This window comes from Pseudoalteromonas sp. J2K-J979 (genome assembly GCF_058169715.2).
The window spans coordinates 3,589,055-3,613,545 of the sequence record NZ_CM200281.1; the positions used below are offsets into that span (position 1 = coordinate 3,589,055).

General features: G+C 42.1%; 25 protein-coding genes. 10 read left to right on the top strand and 15 right to left on the bottom strand.

Annotated features, from left to right (window positions below):
- Positions 1–111 precede the first annotated feature (111 nt).
- From AC3KVK_RS16335 to AC3KVK_RS16370, 8 genes are all read left to right on the top strand, one after another.
- Positions 112–2,211: a TonB-dependent siderophore receptor gene (locus tag AC3KVK_RS16335; protein WP_490311314.1), complete on the top strand. Its 2,100-nt coding sequence runs from the start codon at positions 112–114 to the stop codon at positions 2,209–2,211.
- Positions 2,212–2,389: 178 nt separating this feature from the next.
- A complete protein-coding gene (locus tag AC3KVK_RS16340; protein WP_490311313.1) occupies positions 2,390–3,583 on the top strand; it encodes a hypothetical protein in 1,194 nt (397 codons plus the stop codon).
- Positions 3,584–3,926: 343 nt separating this feature from the next.
- Positions 3,927–4,568 carry a hypothetical protein gene (locus AC3KVK_RS16345; protein ID WP_490311312.1) on the top strand — a complete coding sequence of 214 codons (642 nt, stop codon included), beginning with the start codon at positions 3,927–3,929 and terminating at the stop codon, positions 4,566–4,568.
- Positions 4,569–4,570: 2 nt separating this feature from the next.
- The gene (locus tag AC3KVK_RS16350) at positions 4,571–5,296 is read left to right on the top strand and encodes an ABC transporter ATP-binding protein (protein WP_490311311.1); all 726 of its coding nucleotides are present in this window, start codon (positions 4,571–4,573) and stop codon (positions 5,294–5,296) included.
- Positions 5,284–6,501, top strand: a complete 1,218-nt coding sequence (locus tag AC3KVK_RS16355; RefSeq protein WP_490311310.1) for an ABC transporter permease — start codon at positions 5,284–5,286, stop codon at positions 6,499–6,501. The genes AC3KVK_RS16350 and AC3KVK_RS16355 overlap by 13 nt, the downstream gene beginning before the upstream one ends.
- 37 nt (positions 6,502–6,538) lie before the next feature.
- Entirely contained in the window at positions 6,539–7,318 is a 780-nt protein-coding gene (locus tag AC3KVK_RS16360; protein ID WP_490311309.1) for an outer membrane lipoprotein-sorting protein, read from the top strand.
- 161 nt (positions 7,319–7,479) lie between these two features.
- A complete protein-coding gene (locus AC3KVK_RS16365) occupies positions 7,480–8,529 on the top strand; it encodes a sensor histidine kinase (protein WP_490311308.1) in 1,050 nt (349 codons plus the stop codon).
- On the top strand, positions 8,495–9,307 hold the full coding sequence (locus tag AC3KVK_RS16370) for a LytR/AlgR family response regulator transcription factor (RefSeq protein ID WP_490311307.1): 813 nt from the start codon (positions 8,495–8,497) through the stop codon (positions 9,305–9,307). Before AC3KVK_RS16365 ends, AC3KVK_RS16370 begins: the two co-directional genes overlap by 35 nt.
- A 53-nt stretch (positions 9,308–9,360) precedes the next feature.
- Here the strand turns inward: AC3KVK_RS16370 and AC3KVK_RS16375 are convergent, their stop codons facing one another.
- Positions 9,361–9,756, bottom strand: coding sequence for a DUF3224 domain-containing protein (locus tag AC3KVK_RS16375; protein WP_490311306.1), 396 nt, complete (start codon positions 9,754–9,756; stop codon positions 9,361–9,363).
- Positions 9,757–9,771: 15 nt separating this feature from the next.
- Positions 9,772–10,212: a hypothetical protein gene (locus AC3KVK_RS16380; protein WP_490311305.1), complete on the bottom strand. Its 441-nt coding sequence runs from the start codon at positions 10,210–10,212 to the stop codon at positions 9,772–9,774.
- A gap of 335 nt (positions 10,213–10,547) precedes the next feature.
- On the opposite strand from AC3KVK_RS16380, the gene AC3KVK_RS16385 reads away from it, so the two are divergent.
- Positions 10,548–11,267: a lysozyme family protein gene (locus AC3KVK_RS16385; RefSeq protein ID WP_490311304.1), complete on the top strand. Its 720-nt coding sequence runs from the start codon at positions 10,548–10,550 to the stop codon at positions 11,265–11,267.
- A 56-nt stretch (positions 11,268–11,323) separates the two neighbouring features.
- On the opposite strand, the gene AC3KVK_RS16390 is transcribed toward AC3KVK_RS16385, so the two are convergent.
- Genes AC3KVK_RS16390 through AC3KVK_RS16420 form a run of 7 tightly spaced genes read right to left on the bottom strand, consistent with a single transcriptional unit; the run spans position 11,324 to position 17,217 of the window.
- Positions 11,324–11,908: a hypothetical protein gene (locus AC3KVK_RS16390; RefSeq protein WP_490311303.1), complete on the bottom strand. Its 585-nt coding sequence runs from the start codon at positions 11,906–11,908 to the stop codon at positions 11,324–11,326.
- A 45-nt stretch (positions 11,909–11,953) separates the two neighbouring features.
- A complete protein-coding gene (locus AC3KVK_RS16395) occupies positions 11,954–12,256 on the bottom strand; it encodes a TehB family protein (protein ID WP_490311302.1) in 303 nt (100 codons plus the stop codon).
- Positions 12,250–14,370, bottom strand: coding sequence for a TonB-dependent receptor family protein (locus AC3KVK_RS16400; protein ID WP_490311301.1), 2,121 nt, complete (start codon positions 14,368–14,370; stop codon positions 12,250–12,252). Before AC3KVK_RS16400 ends, AC3KVK_RS16395 begins: the two co-directional genes overlap by 7 nt.
- Before the next feature lie 18 nt (positions 14,371–14,388).
- Positions 14,389–14,829, bottom strand: coding sequence for a CopD family copper resistance protein (locus tag AC3KVK_RS16405; protein WP_490311300.1), 441 nt, complete (start codon positions 14,827–14,829; stop codon positions 14,389–14,391).
- Positions 14,829–15,503: an ATP-binding cassette domain-containing protein gene (locus tag AC3KVK_RS16410; RefSeq protein WP_490311299.1), complete on the bottom strand. Its 675-nt coding sequence runs from the start codon at positions 15,501–15,503 to the stop codon at positions 14,829–14,831. The genes AC3KVK_RS16405 and AC3KVK_RS16410 overlap by 1 nt, the downstream gene beginning before the upstream one ends.
- On the bottom strand, positions 15,497–16,249 hold the full coding sequence (locus tag AC3KVK_RS16415) for an ABC transporter permease (protein WP_490311298.1): 753 nt from the start codon (positions 16,247–16,249) through the stop codon (positions 15,497–15,499). The genes AC3KVK_RS16410 and AC3KVK_RS16415 overlap by 7 nt, the downstream gene beginning before the upstream one ends.
- The gene (locus tag AC3KVK_RS16420) at positions 16,246–17,217 is read right to left on the bottom strand and encodes an ABC transporter substrate-binding protein (RefSeq protein ID WP_490311297.1); all 972 of its coding nucleotides are present in this window, start codon (positions 17,215–17,217) and stop codon (positions 16,246–16,248) included. Before AC3KVK_RS16420 ends, AC3KVK_RS16415 begins: the two co-directional genes overlap by 4 nt.
- Before the next feature lie 99 nt (positions 17,218–17,316).
- Between AC3KVK_RS16420 and AC3KVK_RS16425 the strand changes: the two genes are divergently transcribed.
- Positions 17,317–18,030 (top strand): Crp/Fnr family transcriptional regulator, encoded by a 714-nt coding sequence (locus AC3KVK_RS16425; RefSeq protein ID WP_490311296.1) that lies wholly within the window; start codon positions 17,317–17,319, stop codon positions 18,028–18,030.
- A gap of 150 nt (positions 18,031–18,180) precedes the next feature.
- Here the strand turns inward: AC3KVK_RS16425 and AC3KVK_RS16430 are convergent, their stop codons facing one another.
- The 6 genes from AC3KVK_RS16430 to AC3KVK_RS16455 form a co-directional block, all read right to left on the bottom strand.
- Positions 18,181–18,708, bottom strand: coding sequence for a hypothetical protein (locus AC3KVK_RS16430; RefSeq protein WP_490311295.1), 528 nt, complete (start codon positions 18,706–18,708; stop codon positions 18,181–18,183).
- Positions 18,709–18,853: 145 nt separating this feature from the next.
- The gene (locus tag AC3KVK_RS16435) at positions 18,854–19,444 is read right to left on the bottom strand and encodes a DUF1240 domain-containing protein (protein WP_490311294.1); all 591 of its coding nucleotides are present in this window, start codon (positions 19,442–19,444) and stop codon (positions 18,854–18,856) included.
- The gene (locus AC3KVK_RS16440) at positions 19,444–20,082 is read right to left on the bottom strand and encodes a hypothetical protein (protein WP_490311293.1); all 639 of its coding nucleotides are present in this window, start codon (positions 20,080–20,082) and stop codon (positions 19,444–19,446) included. Before AC3KVK_RS16440 ends, AC3KVK_RS16435 begins: the two co-directional genes overlap by 1 nt.
- A gap of 24 nt (positions 20,083–20,106) precedes the next feature.
- On the bottom strand, positions 20,107–20,388 hold the full coding sequence (locus tag AC3KVK_RS16445) for a hypothetical protein (protein ID WP_490311292.1): 282 nt from the start codon (positions 20,386–20,388) through the stop codon (positions 20,107–20,109).
- 110 nt (positions 20,389–20,498) lie between these two features.
- A complete protein-coding gene (glmU, locus tag AC3KVK_RS16450; protein ID WP_490311291.1) occupies positions 20,499–21,857 on the bottom strand; it encodes a bifunctional UDP-N-acetylglucosamine diphosphorylase/glucosamine-1-phosphate N-acetyltransferase GlmU in 1,359 nt (452 codons plus the stop codon).
- 323 nt (positions 21,858–22,180) lie between these two features.
- Entirely contained in the window at positions 22,181–24,487 is a 2,307-nt protein-coding gene (locus tag AC3KVK_RS16455; RefSeq protein ID WP_490311290.1) for a methyl-accepting chemotaxis protein, read from the bottom strand.
- Positions 24,488–24,491: the final 4 nt, after the last annotated feature.

Consider the following 24,491-nt stretch of genomic DNA (forward strand, 5'->3'; position numbering starts at 1 on the left):
TTACCGCCTTAACTGTAAAAACATCTTTAACAAATGCAAATGAGAATATATACTATTCGCGTTTCCATTTTGGTGTCAACCATTGATTTTTTATCTTGACTAGGAGGTCGCTTGTTATTTAAATCTACGTTCAAACTATCCATTCTTACTCTTTGTATGGTCAACTCTTGGTGTTTTGCCGAAGAAGACAAAACAACCGAAGAATTAGAGACCATTGAAATATATGGAAAGAGCTATCGCTCAACCGGAACAAAGTCGGGGTTAACGCCGATGGAATCGCCGATGAGTTTTGAGGTTTATGACAATAAATTATTGCAACTACGCCAAGTTGATAGCGTGAATGAGGCCTTGCGATATGTGCCAGGGGTAACACCTGAAAGCCGCGGTGTAGCCACTTTATTTGACCAATATTCGATTCGAGGGTTTGAAAGTTATCGAAATTATTATGACGGACTGCCTTTACAATACAATTTAGCCTACAACCTTGCGCCACAAGTTGATGCCTTTGCCACTGAGAGTGTTGAAGTCCTAAAAGGGCCCACCTCGGTTTTATATGGTTCAGCCCCTCCAGGAGGGATGGTTAACCAAACAGCAAAAATGCCACAAGCGCACAACCAACATAATATTCGCGCCCGTATCGGGACTAAAGCTTTAGCCGAACTAGCCCTCGACAGCACGGGTGCAATGTCTGAATCTGCGAACTATCGTTTGATTGCTTTGGCACGAAGTCGCGATGGTCAGCAGCACACAACACAAGAGCAGCGCACGCTCATCGCCCCATCCGTAACTTGGGCCATCAGTGACAAAACCAGTTTAAACGTCAATTTATACTATCAAGATGACCCTGACATGCTGCCTTCATCCTCTCTCCCAGGTGTTGGTACAGTTTACAGCGCCAGCTATGGCAAATTAGATTCCAATGCGTATGCGGGTGATAAAAATTGGACGATGTTTGAACGCGAAGTCACCATGATGGGCTACAAACTCAATCATGAATTTGATGACAACAGTGCTTTTTTGCAAAATTTCCGCTACACCCAAGGTGATTCCACTTTACGTAACACTTACGGAAAAGGGTTGGCCGATGGCGATAAAATTTATAAACGCAGTGCCTATCAGACTCTTGAAGACATCGAAGGGTTTGTGATCGACAATCAATACGCATGGCAGCTCAAGACAGGTTCAATTGAGCATAACCTTTTAATCGGCTTCGAATATCAAACTCTTGATTCTACCTTTGAGTATAACGATACCTTTGGTAACAACACCCCTGCAATCGATTTATCTCAACCTAATTACGATTTATTTGATGTTGACCAATTACCATTTGATACGTACCACCAATTAAGTCGCCTCACGCAACAACAGCGTGGTTATTATCTGCAAAACGAGCTATCTCAAGATCAGTTCACCGCCATTGTTGGCTTGCGTTACGATGATTTTTCAAGCCTCAGTGACGATAATGAAGGCGGTTACGAAAGTGAAACACACATCAATCAAAATGAACTGAGCATGCGTTTAGCTGCCATTTATACCTTTAACAATGGCGTGGCTCCTTATTTAAGTTATTCCGAGTCCTTTGAGCCCACAGCCGGTAAAGACTCAATTACCGGCAAAGCCTTTAAACCCACCACTGCCAGCCAAATTGAGGCCGGTGTTAAATATCAAAATGAGTCTGATACAACACGTGTCACCGCGGCCATTTTTGATTTAGATAAGAAAAATATCATTACCAGTACCCCTGACTTTATGAAGAAAACCCAAAGTGGTGCAGTTCAATCAAGAGGTGTTGAAATTAGCGTTTTCCAACAGCTTGGCGAGCAAGTCGATCTGACCGCCAATGTGACTCAATTAGATATCACAGTCACTGAAAATCCCAATGATCCTAGCTTAATAGGCAACACGCCAATTTGGGTTGCAGAACAGCAAGCATCCTTATGGCTCAATTACTACCTCAGCTCTAATTTTGAGCTTAATGGGGGCCTGCGTTATGTGGGTGAAAGCCAACTCGATAAACACAATTCGGATGTCATTGCGGCCTATACCTTGATTGATTTTGCGGCCTCTTACGATTTCAGCGATCAATATCGACTGGGCTTAGCTGTCAGTAATCTCACTGACAAACGTTATGTTGGCAGCTGTGTTGATATCAGACGTTGTTGGATGGGGGCTGAACGCAGCATTGAATTAACACTCAACGCTTCGTTTTAATTCACACCTTAATTTAGGCAACTCATTCCTCTGAATGAGTTGCCTAAAGATTTAACCGCTCGTTCATCGGTCAACCAAGCCGTTTATCGCGAAAAAGTACACTTTATCACTTGTTCAAGTGCCGCTTTGCAGCGTTTCATACACTGCCCTTATCACCAAAAATTAGGGCGTTGTCGATATGAAATATATTTTATTAAGCGTATTACTTTGCACATTTAGCTCATTTGCAAGCACCGGTAATATCAGTGTGCGTAACCTCAATCAAATGCAAAATAGTGCCAACAGCGTGCTGTTTGCCGCCGAAGATAGCCACAGTTATTTTGTCGCCTTAGATGCTGATTATGAAAATCAAGGATTTCGTTTTGCCGCAACCGCTTGGCACGAAAAACGTGATAACCAAACCAGCGAGCATGAACTTGAGCTCGCTGAGTTTTTATATGATTTTTCGATTGCCGATTGGCAGCTCTCGCTGGGTAAAAAAAAGGTCGATTGGGGAGTGGGTTATGGCTTTCGCCCACTTGATTTATTTTCGCCAACAGATCCGCTGGCTATCAATACGGCCGTTGCAGCAGGGGCTTGGCAATTCAGCGCAGACTGGTTTAGCAGCGATGGCGTTTGGACCGTTTTGTGCAACCAAAGCCAAGCATTTTACAAAGTAGCCGGGCAGCAGCAAGATAAAAGCCTAGGTTGCGGCGCACGTTATTATGGTTACTTTGACCAATGGGAACTTCAAGGCTTAGCCCATTATGATCAAGATATGAAACTGCGCATAGGTGGGAGTGCGTTAACTGTACTCAACGATCATTTAGCAGTCCACGCTTCTATCCTTTGGCAAGATACTTATTTGGGGGCGCAATTTAACCCACCAGATTTAACCGCAACCGAGTTTGTTAATCCGGTTGAATCGCTTTGGCAGCAGGGTGCGCTACAAGGTTTAGTGGGCGTTAATTTTAGCACTTCGTATGGGGTGACTTTTATTGCTGAATATTGGTTTGATGGCCGTTCACCCTCAAAAAACCAATGGAAAAAGATGATAAAAGGCCTTGATGCCCAAGTTGCCACCCACGCAAGTAATCCGTTTAGCCGTCATTATATTGCAGCGCAGCAACAATTGTTTTCGAGCCAAAATTTATTTAAAAACAATCTGATGCTGCATGCTCGTTATAGTGCAAACAATTGGCGCCCAGAGCTCACGTTATTGCTCAACCCAGATGATTTAGGTTTATCACTCAATGCCAAATTAAATTATATTTGGCCCAATGGCCACACGGCGCAACTCGGCTTAAAGCGCTATTTAGGCCCAGCCGACAGTATTTATAAACAGCTCGATTTTGATTCCACGCTCTATGCTGGGTTTACCTTGGTTTTCTAACATCCATCGACCCAATTCCCAGCGCTAAGCCGGTTAATCTTTTGATTAACCGGCTTTTTAATTTTTAGCTCGATCACCCTAACAACTTTGGTTCTTAATTTTTTCACTATGCGTACTTTCATACTCAGCAATTTAAACAAAAAGCCTAATGTACCCAATCCGTAAGTGATAAAACCGCCCTTTGTAACGGCCTTTTATCGCCAATATTGACAGCTCATCCGCCAAAACGACAGTTTATCGCCTTGGCCAACACCGCTTGTCATTTCCTCTTATGCTTACTTCATCAACAGAAATAACACCACGACAAAACGTGGTTTACATCTAAATCAACAGGACACGAACAATGAAAAAAACAATCTCCCTTTCAATTTTAACTGCCGCTATTAGCCTCTCTTTCGCCAGTGTTGCAGTCGAAATTCCAGAGCAAATTATTATGCAACACACTGCTGGCTTAAACGGCGATGCCAATGCCAATAAAGACGCAATTGATGCATTACAAATTTTAGCTAAAGAAGACACGACCGATGCCGTGTTGTACTCACTGTTAGGCAGTAGTGAAACAGCACAAGCACGTTATGTTGACCAACCTTGGCAAAAAATGAAATTTGCTGAAAAAGGCTTAGCGCATTTAGACAAATCACTCAATTTATTAAAACGCGCTGATACAGCACCGAATGTGACATTTCAAGTCACCACGACTGCGGCTTGCACCTTTATAAAAGTACCAAAAATGTTTAATCGTTTTGAGCAAGGCTACGGTTTAATTCAAGGTTTAGTCAGCGCACCAGAGTTTACCTATGCACCAGCACGCGCCAAAGTCGGTGCTTATTTATGCGCCATTGAAGCGGCAACCGAAGCAAACAATACCAGCCAAGCCTTAGCCTTTATTGAACAAGTAAACGCCATTGCCCCACAAGGCCCACACATTGCAGTGCTTGAGAAATTTAAAGCGCAAAACACTGAACTCGCCCAAGCAGGAGAATAGCCATGTTACGCTTTGAAGAGTTAACTAAATCTTATTGTACTGCTCACAATCAGGTTCACGCTTTGAAAAGCGTACAAGGCCAGATTGAAAAAGGAACCACCGTGGCGTTATGCGGTCCTTCTGGCAGCGGTAAATCAACCCTGCTTAATATCTGCGGCCTGTTAGATCCGCAGTATCAAGGTAAAATTTACCTCGACAACCAGCTGGTACCGCACAATAAAAAAGCATTAACCCAATTACGCCGTGAAAAAATAGGCTTTATTTTTCAGCGCTATAACTTAATTCCAGTGATGACTGCATTCGAAAATATAGAATATCCATTATTAATGTTAGGCATCAGCAAAAGCGAGCGTTACCAACGCGTCGCAAAAATGATTGAAGCCGTTGGTTTAGCTAAATTTGCCAAGCAACGTCCCGACCAATTATCGGGAGGGCAACAACAGCGTGTAGCGATTGCTCGCGCCTTAGTAAAAGAACCTGCACTGATTATTGCCGATGAACCAACGGCTAATCTTGATACTGAAACAGCACACTTAGTGATTGATTTAATGCGAAATTTAGGTAAACAACTCGGCTGCACCTTTTTAATTGCAACACACGATCACCGTATGACAGAGCGCTGCGACCGAATTTTAACCTTAAGTGATGGCAACATTGTTGAGCAAACCACCACACCTTTACACCCAGTTTCAGACAACCACACTTCGGAGGCGTTATGCTTTGGTTAAACTATGCTTTTTTGAACGTATTGCGTAATGGTCGCCGTTCATTTTTCACCATTTTAGTCACGGCTATTGCCATGACAGCCATTTTAACCAGCAGCGGTTTTGCGTTATTTACCTATCACTCATTGGCCGAAAAAGCCGCGCGTGATGAAGGCAACATGACCATTAGCCACCCAAAGTTCTATACCGAGGAAGAAGATGCACCGATGGAATTTGGCCTAGCCGGGTTTGAAAGCATTCGTGACCAAATGCTCGCCGATGACGAAGTAAAAGCGGTTTTACCTCGGATTAACTTTAATGGTTTAGTGTCGAACGGCGATAAAAGCGCTATTTTTATTGGCTTAGGGGTTGAAGCGCACGAGTTTAGAGTCAAAGGGCCATTTTTGAATATGCTCGAAGGCAGCGCCTTATCAAGCTTTATTAATGAAACAGATTTACCCCAAGTTGTCTTAGCACAAGGGTTAGCCCGCAGCTTAAAAGTAAAAGTGGGTGACGTGATCACCTTACTCAGCACCACCACTGAAGGCGCCTTAAATGCCTATGACTTTAGCGTAAAAGGCATTTATACCACGGGTGTGCCCGACCTTGATAAACGCCAACTGTATATCGACATTGAAAGTGCAAAATCGCTGATTAATACCGACAAAGTGAGCAGCTTAGCTGTGTATTTATTTGATATTGAAAAAACCCAAAGCAAATTAAACGACTATGCAGCCCGTGATAGTTCACTGTTATTCACGCCTTGGTGGCAACGTGCATTTTATTATCAATCAGTACGTGATTTATATAATCGTATCTTTGGTTTACTCGGTTTCATTATGATTTTGGTGGTGTTTTTCTCCATCTCTAACACCATGGGCATGACAGTCGCTGAACGTACTCGTGAAATTGGCACGATTGCCGCAATGGGTAGCTACAAAAGCGAAATCATCCGCAACTTCGCGTTAGAGTCCTGCATTATTGGCCTGATGGGTGCGGTGTTAGGTGTGGTGTTATCGGGTGTCACGACTTGGGCATTATTGGTTTTTGGTTTAGAGATGCCACCACCACCAGGGAGCAGCCAAGGCTACCCGTTAATGATTGAGTTCTCATGGCCACTTGCCATTGCCACCAGCCTCGTTTTAACCGTGATTTGTATGTTAGCAGCCTTAAAAGCAGCGAATACTGGTTGTAATAAAAATATTACGGATGCATTGGCTCATGTTTAATCATGCGCCAAACACCCTCACATTAAAGGATAAAATTATGTTTTTCAGTCAATTAACTAAAAAAGCACGCCTGCGCACCTTATTCACCATTGGCCTATTAAGTATCGGCACTCTCGCTATCAACACAGTAGCAGCCGCACCACTTGATACGTTGCAAATTTTAGAAAAAGCAGAACAATATCGTGTTAAAAACGAATCGGCGGTGATTAACTGTGAGGTCGAAGTTTTTAAAGCCGAACAACTACAAAAAACCCGCCTTTATAAAGTATTTGCAGGCACGCAAGACCGCTCTTTAGTAGTGTTTCAATCGCCAGCTGATGCAGGACAAAAAGTATTAATGAAAGGCAAAGATTTTTGGATGTTTATGCCAAAAAGCCGCCGCCCCATTCGCATTACCCCTATGCAAAAACTACTCGGTGATGCGGCGCTTGGTGACATTGCAACATTAAGCTGGAGCAAACACTATCAAGTGGCTGCGCAGCAACACACTGATGCAACACATCATTTTACTCTTGAAGCAAAAACCGATGCCGCCAGCTACCAAAAAATTGAGCTAACCCTAAACCGCCAAGATTCATTTCCGATGAGCGCCGATTTATACCTGCGCTCTGGCATGCTCGCTAAAACCGCCACCTTTACCCGAGGCGAACGTGATGGCGAAACTCGTGTGGTAGCGATGACCTTACATGATCAAATGAAAACCGATAACAAAACCGTCATTCATTATCGCCACACTGAGGCGATGAATATCCCTGAAAAGCTGTTTAATCCGCAAATTTTAATTCGCAGCGATCTCGAGCAGTTGCTTGCAGAATAAAAATCAACAGGGTGAGTTACTCACCCCATTCATCAATTGAACGAAGACAGCCAAAGGCGAAATGAACCATGTCAATTTATTGTTAAAATCAAATGAAAAACAAAGTACTATGCAAGGAACAAGGAATTATTCACGATGAATGTTTTAGCAGGAATCTGACTGTGCAGTTACACCCAGAACGACTAAAAGATCTTAAATTATTAGTGCTATGCTGTTTAATTGGCACACTCTTATTTGTAATCGATTTATCTGCCTATCTTTGGTTATCTGTCAGCATTGCTATCACCATGGGGTTTACTATTCGTTATAGTAAAATAATGTTAACTCGGTATTTTCCAAACATACCGCTCCCTATCCAGTATGCGATAGCCTCTTTGTTTGCCATAACATTGTGCGCGTCCATTCCCGCTTGGCTCAGCAAGCAGTTTCAAATCAAAACCCTCAATTTACCCGTTGATGCGTATATCAATATCATGCTGATCACCACAGTGATTACCGCGCTCATAAGTTATCTTTATTATCGCAATGAGCAGTCATATTTATTGCAACAAGCACTAGATAAAGCAGCGCTTGAGCGCTCTGAACAAGATAAAAAACTACTCGAAACCCAATTGCGTTTATTACAGTCACAAATTGAGCCGCACTTTTTATTTAATACTTTGGCTAATATCCAAGCGCTCATTACTATCGAGCCAAAAACAGCCAGTAAAATGCTCAGTGCTCTTACTTCATTATTACGCCAAAGCCTCACTCGCACCCGCGATGAATGGCTGACCATTAATCAAGAACTCAAATTTAACCATGCTTATTTAGCCATCCAACAAATTCGTTTGGGCGATCGGCTGCAGACCCAGTTTGATATTTCAGAAAAGCTCAGCGATACCATGTTGTTGCCCCCGATGTTACTGCAGCCTCTAATTGAAAATGCAGTGGTACATGGTATTGAACCGTTAAAAAATGGCGGTTTATTAAGCTTAACGATAAAAGTGCATGAAAATAAACTGCAGTTTACCATTTACAATGACTGCCAAAAGCACGAATCACACTCACATAAAGGCCATAATATTGGCCTACAAAACATTCAAGATCGCCTCAGTAAATTGTATGGTGATGCGGCGAATTTCTCGTTCTCGTACCTTGATAATGGGGTCAAGGTTTATATGGAGGTACCCATTAATGTCACAAGTTTACACAGCGCTCATTGCAGATGATGAACCGTTATTACGCCGTCATTTAACTCATTTACTCGGCGATCTTTGGCCTGAGTTAACCATAGTTGCACAAGCCAGTGATGGCGAAGATGCATGGCAAAAGGTCAAAGAGACCCAGCCTGATATCGCGTTTTTAGATATTCGCATGCCAGCACTCGATGGCATTAGTTTGTGTAAACGCTTTGTCGAATTAGATCAAACACCGCAAGTGGTTTTTACCACCGCCTACGACCAACATGCTGTTGAAGCATTTGAAAATCAAGCCATTGATTACTTATTAAAACCTATCGAAGAAGAAAGGCTCATTAAGACCATTCAAAGATTAAAAAGCCAACTGGCCAAAAAACAGCTCCAAGATCCGGAAGAAAATCACAACTCTGAGCAACAAAAGTTACTCGCATTGCTCGAAAAAGTCATGCCAACCACTAGCCCCTCAATGCAGCTAAAATGGATTAGAGCCAGTAAAAACAAAGTAGTTCATATGATTGATATTGCCGAGGTTGACTATTTTCTGGCTGAAGACAAATACACAACGGTTAGCTGCGATGAGGAAAAATATTTAATCAAAACCACTATCACCAGCTTAGTTGAACAACTCGATCCTGATATGTTTTGGCGAGTGCACCGTAATTGCATTGTGCGTGTTAGCCAAATAGCAAAAGTTGAACGCGATTTTTCGGGTTATCTGTTTGTTTATTTGAAACAAACATCTAAAACCGTTCAGCCAGTCCGTATTAATGTGAGCCGCAGTTACCAACACCTATTTAAACAAATGTAACTGTATTTGATGAGGGCGATCTTCCCTCATCGACGGCCGTTTTTACTTAAATATTAGCCAAGAGAAAATTGATAATTGGCTTGGCCATGCTCTGCGGTGGTAAAAGAGCCCGAACCTTTTAAAGCAGCCATCTCATCCGTGCCAGAGCCTACAATTATGCTAAACGTAGAGCTTGCCACACCCGCGACAAATAGCCCTTGGTGTTGCAATACTAAGGTGCCGGTTTGGCCATTTATAGTGCCACTAAACGTTTCAAAACCAACAAACTGCGCGGTACCATCAGGCTGATAATTCATTAAATAGCGTAGTTCACTGGCGCCTTGCCAATCACCCGTGTATTGCTGGGTAATAATCGCCAAACTTTGTTTCGCACCTGTATCACTTTCGCTGTAAGGGGTTTCTTGCCAATTGGTAACCTGAAAAGTGCCTGTAAGTTGTGTTTGAGTCATTTTGCTGCCTTGTTGTTATTGTGAAGATGAAGCAGAGGCCAATTGTGGCCAAGCTTGAATGAGTGCAAAGCTGTGAATAATACCAATTACTAAGCAAATTCCAGAGCTCCACAGCCAAAATTCAGGGCTTCTTCCCATCGGTGTAGAAACGAAGAAAAACCCTGCGATTCCTCGAATTAAATACACTGCGGTGATTAAAATCAGGGCGGTTCGTAATAGAGGGAGGCGCATAATTAAGCCTGCAGCAGAAAACGCATAGGCAGCCCATCCGCTCAATACACTAAAAATAAACAAAGTTATCAATGTCGGTTTTAAGAGCCCCATTTCAGCCCACTGCGCCATCTGCTCACCCGCACCAAAAAACCGGTACCAAGCTGCGCCAAAATAAATACAGCCTAAATGCAATAACGCAGCCACCGCACTTAAGCTGCCAGCAATAATAAAGTGTGTGTTCATTTAGTTTTCAACTCAAAAAACAGGTTAATTAAAGGAGATAGTCCATTGCCGAAAAGAATAAGGGCAGCAAAACGGCCGTTAAGTCGCGTGTGGGTCAATGCATCAACCCTTTGCATTATGAACTGCATTCAATATTCCCTTAAATAAATGTGCTTAGAAAACAAACTGCCATGAATAGCGACCTAAAACAAGTTGTTCATTCTCTAAACACCTTGCTTTTAATAGCCTCATATTGACGCATTTCATCGCTGATGTTCGCTATCTCAGCGCAAATCCAGTTTTTCCGTGCACGCTCTCAATTAAAATAGTCAGATATTATCTCTTTCATGCGTGTTATGCCTCTCAACTTTGCCGTTCGTCAATGTGTCGCCGATAACCTCATCCTCTTTGAGGGAAAAACCAACCACCTTTACCTTGACTGCCAAGGCTACCCAACTATAGGAATTGGGCATTGTGTCGCCAGTCTTGATGTCTTTTTACATTTGCCGATGGTATGCATCACAGATGGCCAGCCTGCAACTAAACAACAAAAAATCGCCGAGTACCAAGCTATAAAACAAAAGCCAGTTGGCTATAAAGCCGACTGGTATGCTGCATTTTGCCAGCTTTATTTACCTGAAGCCGCCATCAATGACATTCATCAGCTGCACTTAAAAGGGTTCCATCAAGAGTTACGGTATGTATTTCAACGTAGCCGTGGTTACAGTTGTGATTTTGAACACTTGCCCAGTTCAGTACAAATTGCTTTGTTTGATTTAGCCTACAATGTTGGGACGACAAATTTACAGCACAAATGGCCCAAATTACATCAGGCAATCAAGCAACAAGATTGGCGCACAGCAGCTCAAGAAAGTCATCGTAAAAACATTCAAGCTACGCGTAATGAACATATTAAGCAGCTATTTTTAAATGCGGCGGGGGGAAAAATGCCGCGACCTTTTACCTCACAGCAAATACAAAAGCAGCCTTACACTGCATTGTTTTCATTGTTTAGTAACACGGCTGTTCAGCGGTTCCTAAAAGTGATGCGCAACTTAATCAGCCGAATCAAGTAATAACGGCGATACAACTTATCTGTATTTAAAGCTAAGTTGTATCTTTTTAAGGGTGATTAACGACACGCCACCGGATTAAAAATACATTGCCACAGCTTATCTTGTGTGGGTGTTCTCGCTTCAAAACTATTAGAGAGTTGATCCATCTCTGGGGTTCTGAGTGCGTATTCTTCACCTACCGAGAGCAAAATAATAACGCTGTTTCCTGAGCCCGCCTCTTTATGCAAGCGTACTTTTAAGTGTTGGTTTTTACTTGCACTTTTACCGATGACATCTGGGGTAAAAAACTTTGCAATGAGCTGATCTCGTGATCCACCTGGCACTGGCGGTAAAATAGAAAAAGCATAACTCGTGACCGTATCTTGTTTAATGCGCACTATCGGTGAAATAAAGTTGGTTAAATTAACCATTAACTCTGGTGGGATCGGAAACCCTTCAGGCACCACCGTCATAATATTTCGTTTTAAGTAGTTAACCGCACGCCAATAATTGTCCTCACTCACATAATTCGTAGTCGCGCCTTGTGGCACTTCAAAACGATAAAAAGAAGTCTCTACAACCTCGGATTCATAAGCTTGACTCGATGCCGCATGTGACAATGCAACCGCAGCAACCAAGCCCAATGTGATTTTTTTCAACATGTTATATTCCTTCTGTGTCATTAAAATTTAAATAAAACAAAGCGCTTATTTAGCCGCGTAAAATTCAATATAAAAACGAGTATTGTCCGTCAACAATTCAACCTGATGCCAATACTGCGGTGCACATACCCAGCTTTGACCAGCGTTAAGTATCTGTTCTTGTTCTATTTCACCACGTTTGCTCACAAAACCGATGTAGCGCAGTGAACCTTCGAGTACACAGATTTTGCCAAACACCCCTACCTTTGTGTTGTGTCGGTGCAACAAGGTTTTAGGAATGGAATGCTCAGAAAACGTGTCACTGGTTTTATAATGGATGAAGTGGTCCGGGATCTGGGTGCCTACCACTGGTAATTGACTCCCAAACTAATGCTGCGCCCTATCCCCGGTAAAAAACTCGGCTGATTAGGTTTAGATAATCCTCGAATAACATACGATGACTGATAAACGCGATCTGTCAGGTTTTCAATATCCGCATAAATGTTCAGAGTTGGACTCATTTGATACGCCATTTTTAACGACACTAGCGTAAACGCATCCTGAAATTGGCTATTTGCGTGATCGATGGCTGTTTCTTGTGGCTGCCATTGAATCGCCGGGGCAATATAAAACCCATTCGCCGCTTGATAAGCAATTTCTAGCTGGCTTGAATGTTTAGGTAAACCCGCGATTTGATTACCTTCATATTCCCCACCGGAAAAATAAAAATCGTTATAGTTATGCACCCACTTTAAATCAATGCGATCCGCGGTTTGGAATAAATCATGTCCTAAACAGGCCAATAATTGCGCCTCAACCCCCTGATGAATGGTGTTATCTGAGTAATTAATTGTTTGACCATTGACGGCAAAATCACTGACCACTGAAATAATCTCATCTTCTATTTCGCTGCGATACGCCGATATATCCCACTGAAAAACTGCAGCAGAGCCTTGGCTACCAAATTCAAACGTAGTTGAGCGCTGCTCTGATAAAGCATTTAATGTAATTGTAGCGGCCGCGGCATTTTTAGGACTCACGTTAGCCTCAACTAACTCCCAAAATGTTGGCGCTTCGGCTGTTTGGCTGATGTTGCCATAGAGCCGAATACTGGGTGAAGCTTGATAATTAACCCCTATTTTAGGGTTTAGGTATTGATAATTGTTGCTTAAGGTGTCACCTGTGGGGAGGTTTTCTTGTATATCTCGGTCGCTGTTGACCCACTGCACAGCGCTCACAACCTGCCAATGCTCATCAATTTCAGCTAACCACTGCGCCGCGATGATTTGATTGCTCGCCTGCAAATTAAGCATTGCAAATGCAGGTAGCAGCTCGCCCGTTTGGCCATGTGTAGCGCGATATTGACGATCTAAATTACTTTTATTCGCAGAGACTGCCACTAACCATTGGTCGTTTTGACTGATCGCTTGGCTTTGGTGATGAAAAGCATATTCAAGCCCAATGTCGATGCTATCGGTTATGCTATGTTTAAGCGGATCTGCAAATGTATCGGCTACTTGCTGATAAAACACCCCAAGTTCATGCTCTGATTGACCAACATGAAATTCTGTTTTATTCGAAATACGCGCCAGCTGCGAATCACGATGTGGGTCACGTACATAAACGTTAAGCAATTTATCTAATGGAGTCGTGCCATCTCCTAATACAAGGGTCGGATCCGACAAAGCTCGCGATTTAGGGACTACAAATGGAATATCAAATTGATTATCTGTCCACTGTAAAAAAGTTCGGTTTTGTACTTGCTCATTGAGCTCGACACCAAAATTAGCAGACACACTTTGCCTATCAGAGCCACTATGGTGACGATACCCGTCATATTTATCGGTACTTAGACTAACAAAAAAATCACGACCTTGATCAGCATACCCATATTGACCTTGGAACCCAACTCGTTCATCACTGCCATATTCTACTCGTGCTGAGGGCGCGGCTTCGCCATTTTTACTTAAAAAGTTAATCGCGCCGCCGAGTGTTGTCGCACCATAACGCAAGCCATTAGCCCCTCTATAAACAGAAATTAAATCTGACGATTTTGTATCTACCAGCCCGATAATAAAACTACCATCAGCCTGATTAAGCGGTAAGCCGTTGTCTAACAATTGAATACCGCGGTTAACAGGGTTACTTTGTACACCCGAACCACGAATATTGAGCCTAGGTTGATCATTGCCGCCAAAAAAGCTTTGCATCATCACCCCAGGCGCAAAACCAAGTGCATCTTGTAGCGTCGCTTGGCGCCCTTGAAGCGCCGATAAATCAATTAAATTTACGCCCCCCGCAATGGTTTGTAACTCCTGCTCTACAGCTTGAAAACGTGACTCTGTAAGGCTTGAAGCCTGCCCATTCACTTCTATTTTTTCAATATTTTTCACTGCATCGGCATATGCGCTAAAGCTCATATTTGCCATTACTAAGCTGGCTGTGAGCAACGAAACGTTAAACTTTGATGACTGAGACAACATATAAATACAATCCTGTGATTACCAAGAGATATAAAACATGTTTTTTGCCAAAAAGATGATTAACACCTGGTGGCAAAACACACTTAAATGAATATATTTGAAACGGTTACAGCCCATCTTTCCCTTTTTAGACAGATACATGGCTGTAAAAAAGTGCATCAGCACACTGGTAGCTAAGAGCATTTTAATGCTGAGCAGCTGACCAAATGCGCTACTTAGCAACAAGCGAAAATCAGGGAAGTGTTGAAGCGCCATCAGCACCCCTGAACTAAACAAAAACAACATCACAAATGGCATGATTTTACGTGCTCGGGTGGTAATCGCCGTTTGAACTTGCAACATGATCTCGGCCGGTAATTTTTTCCGGATAGACTCTAAAATCAGCACTTCAAAAAAGACAATGCCGATAAAAGTAACAGCAGCAAAAATGTGCACAGTCAATAACACGGGATATGGCATTAGCTCACACTCCTAAGGGATTTTTCTTGAATAAATTGTTGGTATTGCTGGTAGTCGGTAAACTGAAAACACTGGTTCGCACCTTTAATTACCATGGCACGATTGCACAGTGACCAAGCATCCGCTGGCTGGTGGCTGGTGTAAATCATCGCCACGTCGGGGCTTAAATGGCATTGCAAATAAGCGCTAAGCTGGTCTTTGATTGATTGATCTAACCCACTCATCGGCTCATCTAAGAGCAATAGCTGCGGCTCAATACTTAATGCTCTGGCCAATGACACCCGCTGCGCCATGCCTCCAGACAATTGATGAGGGTAATGATCAATACAGTTTTGTAATTGCATTGTACTTAACAAAGTTTGGATTCTTGATTGTCGGGCAGAGCATGAAAACTGATGTGCTTTCATAACTTCATCAATGTTTTGCCTAACCGTTAGCCAAGGCAACAGACGAGGCTCTTGAAAAACAAAGGCCATACGTTTGAACTGGTTCTGGATCTGACCTTGTTTGGGCGCGTAGATCTGTGCGATTAACTTCAATAACGTGGATTTTCCAATACCACTTGGCCCAAATAACGCCATTCTTTGCCCTGGCTCAAGCCGAAAAGTAAGCTGTTCAAACACAGTATGATCACCGTAGCCATAACAAAGGTTATTCACTGCGAGTCCTAACATTGTCGCCACCTCAATAAATAACACTGTAATGGGCGCAGCAAACAAAACTCCAAACAAGCCACCAGCAACAAACACACGAGTACCCACGCATAAAGCTCATTCATCGCAAAATGACTGCGCGCATTCGCTAACTCGTAACCTATCCCCTCATGCGCGCCTAACACTTCGGCTAGCACTAATATCCGCACTCCACTGCAGCAAATAGTCACCATAGCGATGCACAGCGGAGCTGAAATTGCCGGAATATAAATTTTTGTTACCCGCTGCCACACTGAAAACCGATACACCTTGGCAAGCTCAAGCCATTGCGGCTCAATTTGCTCGACTCCCTTTTGGGTGTGGATGTAAATACTTGGCGCAAGCAGTAAAACCACAATAAAAACCACCATCTGATCGCCCATTCCAAACCAAAGCATGGCTAACAACACAACAATCACTGGCGGTACGCTCATTAAGCTCCAACGGATCGGCTCTAAAAAGTATTTCAAGGCCGGTCTACGCCCAGATAACACCCCTAAGATAAATCCAATCAAGGCAGCAAAACTGAGCGCCCAAACTAAACGCCAAAGTGAGGTGGCTAACGTTGCCCAAAACTGTTGAGTACCTAACAATTTAACTAGCTGTTCAGCACTGTGATGAAACGAAGATAAAATCATTGGGCTTAAAACGGTTGCTAACCATTGCCACAGCAGCAGAACAAACGCTAAGCCAAATAAAGACATCCACTTGGAGGAACGCTGATTCATAAATAAAAACCTGCATCAGGCAGTTTATTGCCAATTTTTTCTGGTTGTGCCGCTAATAAAATTTGATAAAACGCTTCAATCTCATTTTGAATATCGTGCGACGTCATCACATTCAAGTCAGTGGCGTGAATGGCATCAATGAGCACCGCAACAGGCATGTTAGGTAGCTGCTTTTTGACGATATTTGCACAGGCACCGGCATTCGCTTTACACCAAGACGCCGCTTGCTGATACGCAAGGTTGACAGTGCTCAGTAGTTCGGGATTGTTATTTACACTTGTATTTGCCACCAGCCCAGCTTGGGGTAATTTAGGGCTATGTGGAAAACCCTCGCGCCACAACTCACTGATATTTAGGCTGCGTTTTAATTGTGGTTGGGCGGTTTGTTGGCTTTGATGAATAACTAACGCCGCTATAGGCTCAACTAATAGTGCATGCTGGACTTGGCCAGACAGGAGTAAATGAGCAGCATCCATTACTGAACGGCTATAGCGTATGTTGACTGTCTTTGACTCTTCGCCAAAGTGGTGACGCACGAGTTTATTCATCAAAATGGCAGGCATATCATTTTTAAAGGGCACCACGATTTCTTGCCCTTTTAGCTGCGAAAAATGAGTCAAATTTGGGTCACGACTAACGATCGATAAGATATTCCAAATAGAAATATTCATCAGTATGAGTTGATGGCCTTGATTATAAAAGGTCGCAGCGACATTACTGGGCATAGCAGCAATATCTACTTGCCCACTGAGCACCATCGCCCTAAGTTGCTCGGGGTTACGCCACAGCGTAAATTCCAGAGTGTGGCCTGCATTGGCTAACACGTTTTGCTCTGCCATCACCATCATAGGATAACTCACCACCGAAGCCGGTCCAGCTAACCGAATAGGTGTATTTGCCTCGGATGAGGGTGCTGCGCTCAACATGCACAGCCCAAATAATAGAATGCCTAAAGAAACCCAGTTCATCTAACATTAGCCTTTGATATTGTGAATGATAGTCATTATCATTCATAGGCAATCTTTCAGCACTTGATAAATATCAATTTCAATGAAAAAAGGTCATGTATGAATAATAAAAGAACGATTTTTTCATTATTAACGCCGATGCAGCAGCAAAAGCTCATGCTCAATGCAAAAACAAACACCTTAAAAGCCGGTGAAAAGCTGTTTGAATTTGGCCAATCAGCGACATCGTTTTATCAGATAGCATCTGGCAAGCTGAATTTGACACGGTTAATGTCCAGTGGCGAAGATAAAGTATTTAAGGTGTTTTCAGATAATGACTTTGTGGCTGAGTACGCCATCTTCCTACCATCTAATAGTTATCCGATGACAGCGACAGCTCACTCTGATTCTATTATTTATCAGTTTGATAAAACTGTCTTGCTCGAGATTTTAAAAGAAGCGCCAGAGCAAGCCATAAGCGTGATGAATTTAATGGCTGAACGCATTGCACAACTGATGGATACCGTTGATACACTGACACAAGTCAGTGCAGAACAAAGATTGATTATGTATTTTTCGCAGCAATATAAACTGCAAGGCCAACCCAATAATCCGGTTTATATTGATTTACTCTGCTCAAAAAAAGTCATCGCTCATCAAATAAGTGTTAAAGCCGAAACTCTTTCAAGGATTTTAAATAAACTAAAAACACTCAAACTGATTGAAGAACACCACAACCAAGTGCTCTTTCCTGATATTCGTGCTTTGTGTGAATATGTGGGCCTCGTTCCAAATGCTTTTGCCAATTTACTCGATAGTCTGAATTCTAAATAAGAGGCTTTCAAGAGGAATAAGGCACATTGACGGACCATTAGCTAGCCCATAATACCAATCGTAATAAATAACTGATCACCCTAGCTTGTTAAAACACTCGATAACTTCGTTAGATTTTTTTATTGTAAAATAACTACTTATCGAAAAAATCTAACGAAACTGCACCGTTTGGTTAGATTTATGGTAAGTCCGTGATTCGGGTGACGTCCATTGGCCATTTTTTAAGTATTGGGTTGCAACTAGCATTTTTCCATCTGCAAGCTTGCTGGTGGATTTAACTTGAGTAATGCCGTCTTCAGAGCCAGTCACAGCCTCGTAAGCGACAAATTCACCACTTTCGAGCACTTCTATTCGGCCTTGAGTGTAAAACCCTGCGGTAGTGAAATAATAAAAAATAACACTCGCTTGGCTCTTATCCCAAAAAATTAATGACTCCCCACCATACATTCCTTGATTTATCGAGTGTAATGTCCGAATAGCCGTGCCATTTAATGCACGCTCAAAGCGGCTAATATCTTGCATCGGCTCTTTGCCTTCTGGTACGGGAAAATCCGCTTGCCAAGTACCAAGATAAGGCTCAAACACTGCCAAGTGCGGATCTAAGGAACTCGCTTGTGCCGAACCACTCAAACTCACCCATGCCATCACAGCAAAAGCGACACATAAATATTTATTCATCTCAATTCCACCCAACATAGAAAGCGACCATCACTTTAGCATAGTTATAAGAAACGCCATCTGAAAGATAGCGTTTTTCATTTCAGTACTTCAGTCTTTATAATTCGATTTTAAATATTTCAACGCCATTATTTGAAAAAAGACTTTATCTACCAATTTCCATTCTTGTCTTTTTAATAAATGCCTCTAGCTCATTTAGAGTCGGTTCAATTCCTTGCTCATTATGCATTTCAAACCAATCTGCTATATCACTAATAATTACTGAACCATCTTGCAAACACAATTCGCCATTTTTAAGCCAAACATCGGGGCCTCGAAAAGAAGGGCTTGTATACCAATAACAAAAACTATACCCCTTATTTTTTAAATTAAACTCAATGATAAAACTGCTAGCGATTATTAATAAAAAACATAAAGGTATACAATAGAGCATAACTTTTACCATCAACCACAGTGTGTCTTCATTTTTATAGTTCAAAAGCTTTTGTAGAGCACCTATAGTCATCAAGCTTGTAAATGGAAGAAGAAAAATAATACCTGTAATAATTCCACTTTCCCTCACATAACTTTTTGACTCATCATAAAATACAAACTCCTTTAAGCCATAATAAAACGCATATACAATAAGAATAGATAAAAAGAAAAATGCAATAACGCCAATAGCTATACATACTCTCTCTTCCACAGTGTGCTCTGTAAATTTTTTATCCGCTTTTTTCCAATGTAATAAAGACATTATTTGTAACTCTTACTTTTTCCAAATTCAAAGGAGGGTATTCCAAAAAGTGAGTGTAAAAATCCCGCTGGGTCTTTTTGATAATTATTATCAATTACTTTTATCTGTTGATTTATTTTGATAAGTCCATAAACAATATCGTCTTCTATTTTTCTTAATTCACCTGCAATCGCTTCCACCAACGACTCTGTAGATAAAAATAATGTTAAGCCTGTAAAAGCAAAACCAACTGCTACAACAATCACTAGTGGTATAGTTGCGGAAGCAATTACCACAGTACCAAAAACAGCCGTTGCTATTTTAGTCGCAACAAATGTCGTAGCAATAGCAGCTCCAACTACAGCCATATCGACAGCAATTCCCGCAACTAAGTCATGCCATGTTTTTTTATCATTTAAAAGCTGGTCGACTGCATGAAATGTTACTGAAATAATTAAACTAATAACAAAACCACCTTTCATGGCTTTGGCCGCTTCGAGCTTACCCACACCTATGGTGAATAGCTTAGGATTACTCGCTAAATAGTGAGTTCCTGTCAAATGAGCACGTATGCCGGGATAAGAACCAATTATGATCGCGGGTGAACCATTATAAATTTTTATTTTAAACTTACCGAAAACATTACCTTGGCGCTGCATAGCGGCCGCTATAATAGCTAATGACTACATATCATCAAATAAAGGGTAAAGGCCTGCTCCTGTTTTTAAAGGATCTTTAATTCGTTTCCATTGACTAGATATAGAATTATGTTCAGCCAATATACCATCTATCCAATCAACCGCTTCAGAACGAGATTTACCTTGTTTCATTTTGACTGAAATTATGTAATCAACGAATTCGCCTGAATTCATTAGTAAAAGTGCGTGATTGTTACCGGCGAGAAGTGCTTTTATTTGATGTTGTCGTTGTTTTTGTGCAATTGCACGGCGAGCGTAAGCTGACATAGAAAGTCCTTTTATGTGTCTATTTAGTCCTTGTAAATCATATTTTTATTTAATTGAGGGACAAAGGCAACAAAAAACCACATTGTGTGGTTTTTTACTCTGTTTTAACATTACTTCTTAACTGGTCGTTGCCAGCCATCAAGGTTACGTTGCTTACCTCGGGCGACAGCAAGCTGTTCATCATTCACTGAGGTTGTGATCACTGAGCCTGCCCCCACTGTTGCTGTTGCACCTATGTGTACAGGGGCAACCAATGATGAGTTCGAACCAATAAAGGCGTTGTCGCCAATAATGGTTTTTGATTTGTTCACACCATCGTAGTTACAGGTAATGGTACCTGCACCAATATTTACTTTTTCGCCGATTTCCGCATCGCCTAAATAGGTTAAGTGATTGGCTTTTGAGCCTTTACCTAGACGGGTTTTTTTCATTTCGACGAAGTTACCCACATGCGAGTCTTCTTCCATCACAGAGCCTGGGCGCAAGCGCGCGTAAGGGCCTAAGGTACATTTAGCGGCTACAGTGGCCTCTTCAATCATGGTATTGGCTTTAATGATAGCGCCATCGCCAATGCTACAGTTTTTAAGTACACAGTTCGGGCCAATGACAACGTTATTACCTAATGTGACATTGCCTTCAAAAATCACATTAATATCAATCAGTACATCTTCACCCGTTGTTACGGTACCGCGCACATCAATTCGAGCCGGATCAGCAAGCGTTGCACCGTTGAGCATTAAGGTTTCAGCTTGCCATTGTTGAAACGCTCGCTCTAAACCTGCAAGTTGTACACGATTATTTGCGCCTTCGACTTCCATTGGGTGATCTGGGTGTGCAGAGGTGATTTCAATGCCATCGGCGTGTGCCATGGCGACGATATCGGTTAAGTAGTATTCACCTTGTGCATTGTTATTCGACAAACGGCTCAACCAACCTTTTAATAAGCCACCATTTACCGCCATAATGCCGGTATTAACTTCGGTGATTGCCATTTGCTCAGGATTCGCATCTTTTTGCTCTATGATGCCCACCAGCTTGCCGTTATCACGCAACATGCGGCCGTAACCATTTGGGTTGGTTAAATGTACGGTCAATACTGCTAAGCCATTTTTAGGCGTAACAGCAAGTAAACGCTCAAGGGTCGATTGACGTGTCAGTGGCACATCACCATATAACACGAGTACAGTGTCAGTATCCTTGATATATGGAACAGCTTGCGCAACCGCATGGCCTGTACCTAACTGCTCGGCTTGTAATACCCAATTGGCTTCATTATGTGCTAATTGTTCGAGTAGCAGCTCACCACCATGACCATAGACTAAATTAGTCGTGGTCGCGCCAAGCGCTTTAGCATTATCGATGACATGTTGCACCATCGCTTTACCCGCCACTTTATGTAGCACTTTAGGTAGCGCTGAGCGCATACGTGTTCCCTTGCCTGCAGCAAGGATGACTGTAGTTAAAGACATTAAAACAATTTCCTTTTTTCTTTGTTTTAAGCAGCAGCTTCTCTTTTTATCTATTTATCTATTTATCTATTTATCAGGGTGGTTGCCACGCCTTGTGCGCAAACCCTTTACTCATAGAAGAATAAAGCGATTAATTAGTATCAATAAGAATCAAACTGCAAAGATGGGCGCTATTGTAACGAGGATTGCTGACAGATATAAGTCTATTTTTGTTATTGCCACAATTATCATAAATTGGCTAATTAGTTTATTTTTCTAACTAGCAAATAAAAGGGTCTGCTGGGGTGGCAGACCCTTTGTTCACGGTTATAGTTCAAAAATGCTTAACTAGTTTTAAAGCGGCCGACCAAATTAGAGAGGTTATTTGCCTGACAATTTAACTCTTGGGATGAGGTTTTAACTTGAATAGATAAGGCAGCATTAGACTGCGCATACTCATCAATTGAACAAATGCTTTCTGATACAGAGTCAGCCGCAAATTTTTGTTGATTAGCCGCTTGTGCAATGGACGCGTTCATTAACGATAACCTGGCGATGACATTAGAGACTTCAACCAGTCGATTGCGTACTTGCGAGACTAAATCTATACCAGATTCAGCCATTGAGGCTGCATGATCCATCGACGATACCGCGGTGCCTGCAGCTGTTTTTAATGAATTGATACGATTTTGTATTTCAACGGTACTGACTTGCGTTCTTGCTGCTAAGCTTCTGACCTCATCAGCAACCACAGAAAACCCTCGGTCATGCTCACCCGCACGTGCCGCTTCAATTGCCGCATTTAACGCCAGTAAATTAGTTTGCTCGGCAATTTCGTCTATCACCACTAAAATCGAGTTAATTTCATCCACCTCATCATTAAGATCTGAAATAGCAATGGAGGCTTCTTTGACCCCGGTCACTAATTTATCAATTTGTTGACGAGCTTGCTCTGCAAACTCGGCACTTTGCTTCGATATCGAGTCAGCATTTTCAGAAGAGTCTGACGATTGTTCGGTATTCATTGCCACTTCACGAATTGACGCATGGAACTGCTCAACTGCGGCCGCCACCATTTCTGTCTGGGCTTTTTGCTTTGCAGCTGAGTCCATGGCTATTTCAGTGCTGCCACTGAGTTGACTAGATGACGCAGCTAGGTTTTCACTGGTGCTTTTTATATCGATAACCAGATCGCGAATAAACATATTAAATAAATTAAATGCTTTCCCTAAGTCGCCTATTTCATCTTTACGCTTAGCTTCTTCAAGCTGGCGCGTTAAATCTGCCCCACCAGTGGCAATATCTTTTAAGTTATTAATTAAATGTTGGAGTGGCTTAGTGATTGAACGGGCAAAAAACCAGCTGAGTGAAAGTGCAATTAGCGCAATCGTTATCGTCACTAAAGAGGCAATTAGCACTATGTTATCAAGTAGCACAGTTGCGCTTGAGAGCGCTTCTTTTTTATCAATTTCACTCATGATCGCCCATGTCATTCCGCCAACTTGCAAAGGCGAAAATGCAGAAAATACAGGTTCACCCCGATAATCAATGTACTCTTGGAATCCAGACTGCCCCAGCAAAGCTTGCTCAACTCCCGCACTTGTAACGGGAAGGATACCAATAGCACTTTGCTTAGTTGCAATTTTTTGAGCTGTAATGGCATCTGATTGTGACAAGCCAGCCACAAAGCCTTCGAAATCTTCAATCAAAAAACGACTTTCGGTGCGTAACCGTTTATTTGGCCCGACTAAGTAAGTTTCGCCAGACTCACCCATACCAACATTAAGCCAATTATTGTTATTGGTCATTACTGTATTAATTCGATTGAGAGGCATTTGCAATGCTAAGACAGCTATCACTTCGCTCCCCCTATAAATAGGGGTAGCAATAAATGCAGCATTATTTAAATACGAAGGAAGATAAGGCGAAAAATCACTCAGGTATGTTTGGCTTTTACTGAGGGTTAGCCCGTTTGTATATACTTTAGCTAAACCACTATTTGCTAAAATACCTTGATTGAGCGGCATCGCAAAATCAACCTCTTTATACACAGAATAAACGACATTACTTGACGCGGCATCAATGATAAATAAATCATAAAAGCCAAAGCGATCGATATAATCGCGAAATACAGGATGATATACCTCATGCCAAGTTGAGTAAGCGGTATTGCTTGCATCCTTATTCAGTAGATGTTTTTGCCCCAAAGGATGGGTGTTATTGGCGATATATTGTGTTTGCCAATACTGAGTGGTTGCATTGACGTCTTGGTAAAAATCGCGACTATTAAATTGGACATTGTTATTACGCTTTTCAAACTCTTTTTGAAAGGTATTTATATAAAACAGGGGAAGTGGCGATTGTGATATTTGTGGGCCAATATCAAAAAAAGCTTGGCTCAGGTGCTCAGCAGCATCAATCACCATAAGATTATTTGCGAGGCTGCTTGCTTGATTTTCGATATCTTTAAAATAGCTCTCGATCTGCTGCTTTTTCTGCTCGCGCGCAGCAGTGAGGGCATTTTCACTATCTTGAGTGGCTGTGGTTAAAACATTACTAATGGTGGTTTGTCCAAGTAATGCTGACAAGGTAATTAATGGCAATATCGCTAAAGCCATCATCATTAGAATGAGCTTAGTTCCGACTTTCATCTTT